This window comes from Mesorhizobium sp. M0048 (assembly GCF_040323405.1).
Classification (GTDB): Bacteria; Pseudomonadota; Alphaproteobacteria; order Rhizobiales; family Rhizobiaceae; genus Mesorhizobium.
In genome coordinates, this window is the sequence record NZ_JAMYUV010000025.1 from 68,383 (window position 1) to 77,583 (window position 9,201).

Here is a 9,201-nt window from a genome sequence, read left to right on the forward strand (position 1 = left end):
GCGATGGAACTGCCCGTCCCGCTTAGACAAGGCGTCGATCGCCTTCTCGAACAGGTGCCGTTGCCGATGCTTAAGCAAGCGGCAAAGACGCTGTCGGACCGCTACCGCGCAGAGTTGCGCGACGGTCGCCTGCACATGGCCGAAGACATGGCGGTGAAGGCCTATCTGGCAACGCGGCTGCCGGCGACTTATGCTGCCGTCCGCGCCAGCCTCGACGCGGTAAGCGAGGCGCGGCCCGATTATGCTCCGAGAACGCTGCTCGATGTCGGCGCCGGCCCTGGCACGGTGCTTTGGGCCACAATCAATCTCTGGCCTGATCTCCAGCAGGCGGTGCTGCTCGAGGCCGGCGCCGCGGTACGAAGGGTCGGCGAAGCACTTGCCGCGCATGCGATCACGGCCAGGACCGCCTGGCGGACCGGCGACGTCACCGTCGACCTGGTCGATCTGGAGCCGGCCGAGTTGGTGACTTCAGCCTATGTGCTGGATGAGATCGCGCCGGCATCGCTGGCAAAACTCGTCGACCGGCTCTGGCAGCTGACCGCCGACACGCTGCTGGTCGTCGAGCCGGGCACGCCGGCCGGCTGGCAGCGTATTCTTGCCGTGCGGCGGCAGCTGATCGATACGGGGGCGCACGTGCTTGCGCCCTGCCCGCATGAGGCGCCCTGCCCTCTCGTCGCTCCCGACTGGTGCCATTTCGCCCGCCGGGTCGCCCGCTCGCGCCTGCACCGTCTGGCCAAGGATGCCGAGGTGCCGTGGGAGGACGAGAAATTCATCTTTGTCGCGGCTTCCCGCCATCCGGCCACTCCGCCTCGAGCGCGAGTGATCGCACCGCCGAAGTCTGGCTCCGGCAAGGTCTTGCTGAAGCTTTGCCAACAGGATGGAAGTGCTGCCGAGCGACTGTTCACCAAGCGCGATGGCGAGACGTTCAAGGCCGCACGGCGACTGGAGTGGGGTGATGCCTTGCCGGAATGACCGGCAGCTATTTTCCTGTTTTGTTCTCGCCCAAGAACGGCTAGGCTCGCCATCTTGATTCGAGTCAATTGAGATTCTTTCCACCGAAAGAACCTGGCTGTGAATCGCGGGCATCAAAGTTGGTTGGTTGGGGACTGATGCAGATAAGTCATCACCGACTTGTCTCGTTCTGATATCGAGAGACCGGGGATCAGGACCGGGGACATCATGGCAGAGGCAGCACGAAAATTCGGCGTGGCGGAAACACCGCTCTATCGCGAGGCGCCGAACAACATCGAGGCCGAGCAGGCGCTGCTCGGCGCCATACTGGTCAACAACGATGCCTTCTACCGCGTCTCCGACTTCCTGAAGCCCGGCCATTTCTACGAGCCGCTGCATAGAAAGATCTTCGAGGTCGCGGCCGAGCTCATCCGCATGGGCAAGATCGCGACGCCAATCACGCTGAAGACCTTCCTGCCGGCCGACGAGAAGGTCGGCGACATGACGGTGGCGCAATATGTCGTGCGGTTGGCGGTCGAGGCCGTCACGGTCGTCAACGCCACCGACTATGGCCGCGCCATCTACGATCTGGCCACGCGGCGCGCGCTGATCACCGTCGGCGAGGACATGGTCAACATCGCCTATGACGCGCCGGTCGACATGTCGCCCTCCGACCAAATCGAGGATGCCGAGCGGCGCCTGTTCGAGTTGGCCGAGACCGGCCGCTATGATGGCGGCTTCGAGAGCTTCACCGACGCCGTCAAGACCGCCGTCGACATGGCCAATGCCGCCTATATGCGCGACGGGCATCTGTCGGGCGTCGCCACCGGCTTGCGCGACCTCGACCGCCGCATGGGCGGCCTGCAGTCGTCCGACCTGATCATCATTGCGGGGCGCCCCGGCATGGGCAAGACCTCGCTCGCCACCAATATCGCCTTCAATATCGCCGAGGCCTACGTCCCGGCGCAGCAGGCCGACGGGTCGTTCAAAGCGGCCAATGGCGGCGTCGTCGGCTTCTTTTCGCTCGAAATGTCGTCCGAACAGCTGGCCACCCGCATCATCTCCGAACAGACCGAAATCCCGTCGTCGAAAATCCGGCGCGGCGAGATCAGCGAGATGGATTTCGAAAAGCTCGTCGCGTGCTCGCAGACGATGCAGAAAATCCCGCTGTTCATCGATCAGACCGGCGGCATTTCCATTGCTCAGCTGTCCGCCCGGGCACGTCGCCTGAAGCGCCAGCGCGGCCTCGACGTCATCGTCATCGACTATATCCAGCTGATGCAGGGGTCGAGCGCGAAATCATCGCAAAACCGCGTCCAGGAGATCACCGAGATCACCACCGGGCTCAAGGCGCTAGCCAAGGAGCTGGCGGTGCCGATCATTGCGCTGTCGCAGCTGTCGCGCCAGGTCGAGAGCCGCGACGACAAGCGCCCGCAGCTTTCGGATCTGCGCGAATCCGGTTCGATCGAGCAGGACGCCGACGTGGTGCTGTTCGTCTACCGCGAGGAATACTACCTGAAGAACCGCGAGCCGAAGCCGGGCACCGACGAATACATCAAATGGGAACACGAGATGAACGAAATGCGCGGCAAGGCCGAAGTCATCGTCGCCAAGCAGCGCCACGGCCCAACGGGGTCGGTCAGCCTCGCCTTCCAGGGCGAGTTCACCCGCTTCTCCGACCTTGCCGAGGAACATCATTTGCCGGATCGGTTTGAGTAGCATGGGTAACCACTTCAGACGCGCCGCCGTTCTTGCTTTTGCGCTCATTGGCGCGGTTGCCGCCCTCGCAACCGCCTCTGCTTGTTCCATGCCTCCACATTGGACGCCGCAGCGAGCGTTTGCGGAGGCCTCCCTGGTATTCCGAGGCATGGTTACTGAAACTGAGCTTAGCCCAATCAAACTTGGAACTGTTCCGCCTGATGAGGGTGATGGCCGAATACTGGTTAACGTACGATACGAGATTGCCGAGGTGTTCAAGGGCAAACCGGAACCGAATGGCGTGGTCTCCACGACCACTCTGATCATGGGTGGATGCGGTGTGCCTGTTCTGGCCGGGCAGAATTTCCTGTTTTACGTGGATGCGATCACTGAGGAAGCGCGGAAAGCGGAGCCGGAGTTTGCCACCCAGACACAGGGGATGATTTCCATCTACAACTCGCAGATGCTGCCACCCAACCCGGAATTGCTCGACGAGGCGCTTGCCGAAGTTCGCGCTCTCGCCAAGAAGCACTGAATTTGAACCAGCTCGCTAAACCACGCCCCGAAAATGCGGTCGGCGCTCTACGGCGCCCCCCTCTGTCCTGCCGGACATCTCCCCCACATGGGGGGAGATTGGCCGTCACTCGCGACGCCACTCTTTTTTGCGACGCGGAAAATTGGCGAAATCCTACGTTCAGTCCGATCTCCCCCCTCGTGGGGGAGATGTCCGGCAGGACAGAGGGGGGCGCTGTCCCGCCTCCCTATCCTGCGCTGGCACCTGCCACACCCGAACCGGGCCACGCCTGATGGCCAAATCGCGCGTCCAGTTCATCTGCCAGAATTGTGGTTCGGTGCATCAGCGCTGGGCCGGCAAATGCGATGCGTGCGGCGAGTGGAACACGCTGGTCGAGGAAGGTACGTCCGGCGGCATCGGCTCGGGTCCGGCCAATAGCCGTAACGCGCGCAAGGGTCGCGCCGTAGTGCTCACCACCTTGTCCGGCGACATCGAGGACGCGCCGCGCATCGTCTCCGGCATCGGCGAGCTCGACCGCGCCACGGGCGGCGGCTTCGTGCGCGGCTCGGCGCTGCTGGTCGGCGGCGATCCCGGCATCGGCAAGTCGACGCTGCTCACCCAGGCCGCGGCCGCGCTGGCGGCAAAGGGCCACCGCATCGTCTACGTCTCGGGTGAAGAGGCGGTCGCCCAGATCAGGCTGCGCGCCCAGCGGCTCGGCGTCGCCGACACCCCGGTCGAGCTCGCCGCCGAAACCAATGTCGAGGACATCCTCGCCACCATCGCCGATGGCAAGCGGCCGGATCTGGTCATTCTCGATTCGATCCAGACGCTGTGGACCGACATGGCTGATTCGGCGCCCGGCACGGTGACCCAGGTGCGTGCCGCGGCCCAGGCGATGATCCGCTACGCAAAATCCACAGGGGCGGCGATCGTTCTGGTCGGCCATGTCACCAAGGAGGGCCAGATCGCCGGCCCACGCGTCGTCGAGCACATGGTCGACGCGGTGCTCTATTTCGAGGGCGAAGGCGGCCACCACTTCCGTATCCTGCGCACGGTCAAGAATCGTTTCGGGCCAACCGACGAGATCGGCGTCTTCGAAATGTCGGACAAGGGCTTGCGGGAAGTCGCCAACCCGTCCGAGCTTTTCCTCGGTGAACGCCACGCGAAGTCGCCGGGCGCCGCGGTTTTCGCGGGCATGGAAGGCACACGGCCGGTGCTGGTCGAGATCCAGGCGCTGGTAGCACCGTCGTCGCTCGGCACGCCGCGCCGCGCCGTCGTCGGCTGGGACGGTGCCCGGCTGTCGATGATCCTGGCGGTTCTGGAAGCTCATTGCGGCGTCCGCTTCGGCACCCACGACGTCTATCTCAACGTTGCCGGCGGCTACCGCATTTCGGAGCCGGCGGCCGACCTGGCGGTGGCTGCGGCACTGGTTTCCTCGCTCACCGGTCTTGCCCTTCCCGCCGATTGCGTCTATTTCGGCGAAATCAGCCTTTCGGGTGCGGTGAGGCCGGTTGCACATGCGCAGCAGCGCCTCAAGGAAGCCGAAAAGCTGGGTTTCGGAAGCGCGGTTCTGCCCCTGGGCAGCGAGGAACTTGTCGGTTGTAATGGGGTCGGGGGGATCGGAGCCGGCGCTTTCCAGCCCACCGAGCTTGCCGATCTCGTGGCGCGCATAGCCGGCTCACGGCGCAGCCGCGTCGACGAGCGAGAGTGATGCGGCTCGTCGAGCCGCGAAAAAGAGATCGGAGTGGGGCGAAAACATGCCGATTACGCTGCTTGACGGAATTCTCGTCGGCTTCACCCTGGTCTCGGCGATGCTCGCCATGGTTCGCGGCTTTTCGCGCGAGATCCTGTCGATCATCTCCTGGGCAGCCGCCGCGGCGGCCGCCTTCTTCTTCTACAAGCCGGTGCTGCCTTACATTCAGCCCTATATCGACAACGAAAAGGCCGCCATGGCCGCGGCCGCCGGTATCGTCTTCATTGTAGCGCTGATCGTCGTTTCGGTCATCACCATGAAGCTCGCCGACTGGATCATCGATTCCAGGATCGGCGCGCTCGATCGTACACTTGGCTTCCTCTATGGCGCGGCGCGCGGTATCCTGGTCGTCGCTGTTGCTCTGCTTTTCTTCAATTGGCTGGCCGGCGCCAAGGCCCCAGGCTGGATTGCCAACGCCAAGTCAAAGCCGCTGCTCGAATCGATCGGCGCCAAGCTCGAAAGCCTGCTGCCCGAGGATCCGGAAAACGCCATCCTCAACAAGCTCAATCCGAATCAGCCAGCCACCGAGACGCCTCTGGCCCCAGACGCGCCTGCAGCGGAAGCACCTGCCGCCGGCGACGACGCCACCGCACCGGCACCCGACGACAGTGACGCGCCGCCAGCAGACAATGCGCCCGCGACGCCGGCACCTGCAAACCCGGCGCCGGCAAACTGATTTCGACAGACTTGCCAATCTGCAGACTTGGCGAGGCATCAAGACTGACGATCATGTGAACGCCGCACGACGTGCGTTGCTTTCGATCCGCTATGGCCTTATATGGCGACTTTAGCGGAGCTTGAGCCCCCAATGGCAGCCTCAATGGCAGACGCAGACGACGTGCTTTCCGCCGAAGCCGACGACCATTTCCACGACGAATGCGGCGTGTTCGGCATTTTCGGCCGGCAGGACGCCGCAGCCATCGTAACCCTCGGCCTGCATGCGTTGCAGCATCGAGGCCAGGAAGCGGCCGGAATCGTTTCCTACGACGGCACCCAATTCCATGTCGAACGCCATGTCGGCCTGATCGGCGACACCTTCACCAAGCAGCGTGTCATCGACAGCCTGCAAGGCAACCGTGCCATCGGCCACACGCGCTATGCCACCACCGGCGGCTCCGGCCTGCGCAACATCCAGCCTTTCTTCGCCGAACTTGCCGATGGCGGCTTTGCCGTCGCCCACAACGGCAATCTCACCAACGCCATGACCGTGCAGCGCGCGCTGCAGAAGCAAGGCGCCATCTTCTCTTCCACCTCCGATACCGAGACGCTCTTGCATCTGGTTGCCACCAGCAAGGAGCGCGACCTGAATTCGCGCTTTATCGATGCGGTGCGCCAGGTCGAAGGCGCCTTCTCGCTGGTGGCGATGACGTCCAAGAAGATGATCGGCTGCCGCGACCCGCTCGGCATCCGCCCGCTGGTACTCGGCGATCTTGACGGTGCCTGGATCCTCGCCTCGGAAACCTGTGCGCTCGATATCATCGGGGCGCGTTTCGTGCGTGACCTGAAGCCCGGCGAAATGGTCGTCGTCACCAGCAAGGGGATCGAAAGCCTGTTCCCGTTCGAGCCGCAGAAGACCCGCTTCTGCATTTTCGAATATGTCTATTTCGCGCGGCCGGATTCGTCTGTCGAAGGCCGCAATGTCTACGAAGTGCGCAAGCGCATCGGCGCCGAGCTGGCGCTGGAAAGCCCGGTCGAGGCGGACATCGTCGTGCCGGTGCCGGATTCGGGCACGCCGGCGGCGATCGGCTTTTCACAGGCCGCGGGCATTCCGTTCGAGCTCGGCATCATCCGCAACCACTATGTCGGCCGTACCTTCATTCAGCCCGGCGATTCGATCCGCCACATGGGCGTCAAGCTCAAGCACAACGCCAATCGCCGCATGATCGAAGGCAAGCGGGTGGTTCTGGTGGACGATTCGATCGTGCGCGGCACCACCAGCCAGAAGATCGTGCAGATGGTGCGCGATGCCGGCGCGAAGGAAGTGCATATGCGCATTGCCTCGCCGCCGACGCGCGCCTCATGCTTTTACGGCGTCGACACGCCGGAGAAATCGAAGCTGCTGGCATCGCGCATGTCGGTGGAGGAGATGGCCGAGTTCATCCGCGTCGATTCGCTCGGCTTCCTGTCGATAGACGGGCTCTATCGCGCCGTCGGCGAAGCCGGCCGCGACAACGAGCAGCCGCAATTCTGCGACGCCTGCTTCACCGGTCAGTATCCGACCCGGCTTGCCGATTTCGAAGGCTCCGACAATGTGCGCACGCTGTCGCTGTTGGCGGCAGGTGGGTCGTAGGCCTTGCCGGTCCGTTTGTCTCCGTCCCCTTGGCCCCTTACGGCGGTTTCACCTTGCCTGTCGGAATCCATCGTATGAGCCTTGACCTCTCCGGCCGCGTTGCGGTCGTCACCGGCGCGTCGCGCGGTATCGGCTATTTCATCGCCAGGGAGCTTGCCGCGGCCGGTGCGCATGTGATTGCAGTTGCTCGCACCGTCGGCGGCTTGGAAGAACTCGACGACCAGATCAAGGCAGATGGCGGGCAGGCGACGCTGGTCCCGCTCGATCTTGCCGACATGGCGGGGATCGACCGGCTGGGCGGCGCCATCCACGAGCGCTGGGGCAAGCTCGATATACTGGTCGCCAACGCCGCTGTGCTCGGCGTCATCGCCCCGATCGGCCATGTCGAGGCCAAGACCTTCGAGAAGGTGATGACCATCAACGTCACCGCAACATGGCGGCTGATCCGCTCGGTCGACCCGCTGCTCAGGCTTTCAGATGCCGGCCGTGCTATCGTGCTGAGCTCCAGCCTTGCCCACTCCGCACGCGCCTTCTGGGCGCCTTATGCGGCGTCGAAGGCGGCGGTCGAGGCCATGACGCGTTCATGGGCGCATGAGACCGAAAACCTGCCGCTCAGGGTCAATGCCGCCGATCCCGGGGCAACGCGCACCGCGATGCGGGCGCAGGCCGTACCCGGCGAGGATCCTGAAACACTGCCGCACCCTTCGGAGATCGCCAAGCGTATCGTGCCGCTGGCCAGCCCTATGCTCAAGGAGACCGGGCTGATCTTCCAGGCCAAGCACAATCGCTTTGTCGCCTACCGGCAGCCGGAGTAGCCACACATCGCATTTTGCCGGAAGAATTGCGCCGGCACCAACGTTGTTCGGGTGCCACAATTCGAGGAACGGAGGACCATATGCGGAGACTGCTTCTCTTGACTGCCACCGCGCTGCTTGCAGTTATCGGCGCCACGTCGTCGCAGGAGGCAACGATGAGCTTTTTCGTCACCAGCGTCGGCTCCGGCAAAGGCGCCGATCTCGGCGGTGTGGCCGGCGCCGACGCCCATTGTAGTTCACTGGCCGAAGCCGCGGGCGTTACCGGCAAGACATGGCGCGCTTATCTCTCGACCAGCGATACCGATGCACGCGACCGTATCGGCAAAGGCCCGTGGTTCAACGCCAAGGGCGTCAAGATCGCCGATGATGTCGCTTCCCTGCATAGCGATGCCAACGCCATCACCAAACAGACGGCACTCGACGAAAAGGGCCAAATGGTCAACGGCCGCGGCGACACGCCCAACCGGCACGACGTTTTGACCGGCTCCAAGCCGGATGGCGCGAAAATAGCCGACCAGACCTGCGGCGACTGGACGCTGAGCGGAGCAGAAGGTGTGGCGATGATGGGTCATCACGATCGTACCGGCCTCGATGATTCGGCAGCCGCCAAATCGTGGAATTCCTCGCATGCGTCACGCGGTGGCTGCAGCCAGGAGGCGCTGAAGGGCACCGGCGGCGACGGCCTGTTCTATTGTTTTGCGGTGAACTGAACCACAGCCGGAAAACGACCGACATCACGCGGCTGTGATGCCGTGGCTTAACGCCGCGCTTTGGCCCAGCTTTCGCCGCTGGGCCGGAGTTGCTAGGATCGTGCGACTCCCAAACAAGCAGAGCGAGGAAATACTCATGGCGGCACCGAGCGTAGCGTTAGTCTGGTATCTGGTGATCGCCGGCCCGCAAGGCGGCATGGTCGTGCTGCCCAGCACATTCGACACCCGCGAACAGTGCGCCTTCGCCATAACCGAATACCAGAAGCAACCGACGCCGGCCGGCTGGTCGGTGCAGTGCGTGCCGAGCGCCTCGCCCTTCGCCGACGAGGGCGACGCCGAGGAGCCGTCGGCGCAGTAGGACAGCGTGATCTCCCCCCTGTTTGGACCGGGGACATCGCGAACAGGTGTGCGAGGACATCGCGAACAGTTTGGCGCGCTTTGCGCTGGGGGGTTCGGGATGCCATTCGAGG

General features: G+C 63.8%; 9 protein-coding genes. All 9 read left to right on the top strand.

The features are described from left to right. Positions 1-3 precede the first annotated feature (3 nt). The 9 genes from NKJ84_RS20415 (at position 4) to NKJ84_RS20455 (ending at position 9,089) form a co-directional block, all read left to right on the top strand. Positions 4-972, top strand: coding sequence for a small ribosomal subunit Rsm22 family protein (locus NKJ84_RS20415; protein WP_352507939.1), 969 nt, complete (start codon positions 4-6; stop codon positions 970-972). Between the two features lie 207 nt (positions 973-1,179). Then, entirely contained in the window at positions 1,180-2,670 is a 1,491-nt protein-coding gene (locus tag NKJ84_RS20420) for a replicative DNA helicase (RefSeq protein ID WP_023677714.1), read from the top strand. A gap of 1 nt (position 2,671) precedes the next feature. Further along, positions 2,672-3,184 carry a hypothetical protein gene (locus tag NKJ84_RS20425; protein ID WP_352507940.1) on the top strand — a complete coding sequence of 171 codons (513 nt, stop codon included), beginning with the start codon at positions 2,672-2,674 and terminating at the stop codon, positions 3,182-3,184. Positions 3,185-3,455: 271 nt separating this feature from the next. Further along, complete coding sequence (gene radA / locus NKJ84_RS20430) at positions 3,456-4,874, top strand: DNA repair protein RadA (protein WP_352507941.1); 1,419 nt, start codon at positions 3,456-3,458, stop codon at positions 4,872-4,874. A gap of 46 nt (positions 4,875-4,920) precedes the next feature. Beyond that, a complete protein-coding gene (locus NKJ84_RS20435; RefSeq protein ID WP_254820238.1) occupies positions 4,921-5,592 on the top strand; it encodes a CvpA family protein in 672 nt (223 codons plus the stop codon). A gap of 144 nt (positions 5,593-5,736) precedes the next feature. Further along, complete coding sequence (gene purF / locus NKJ84_RS20440; protein ID WP_352479226.1) at positions 5,737-7,206, top strand: amidophosphoribosyltransferase; 1,470 nt, start codon at positions 5,737-5,739, stop codon at positions 7,204-7,206. Between the two features lie 74 nt (positions 7,207-7,280). Beyond that, positions 7,281-8,021 carry an SDR family NAD(P)-dependent oxidoreductase gene (locus tag NKJ84_RS20445; protein ID WP_352507942.1) on the top strand — a complete coding sequence of 247 codons (741 nt, stop codon included), beginning with the start codon at positions 7,281-7,283 and terminating at the stop codon, positions 8,019-8,021. 80 nt (positions 8,022-8,101) lie between these two features. After that, on the top strand, positions 8,102-8,731 hold the full coding sequence (locus NKJ84_RS20450; protein WP_352507943.1) for a hypothetical protein: 630 nt from the start codon (positions 8,102-8,104) through the stop codon (positions 8,729-8,731). Positions 8,732-8,867: 136 nt separating this feature from the next. Continuing rightward, positions 8,868-9,089 (top strand): hypothetical protein, encoded by a 222-nt coding sequence (locus NKJ84_RS20455; protein ID WP_254820234.1) that lies wholly within the window; start codon positions 8,868-8,870, stop codon positions 9,087-9,089. The last annotated feature ends 112 nt before the right edge of the window (positions 9,090-9,201 follow it).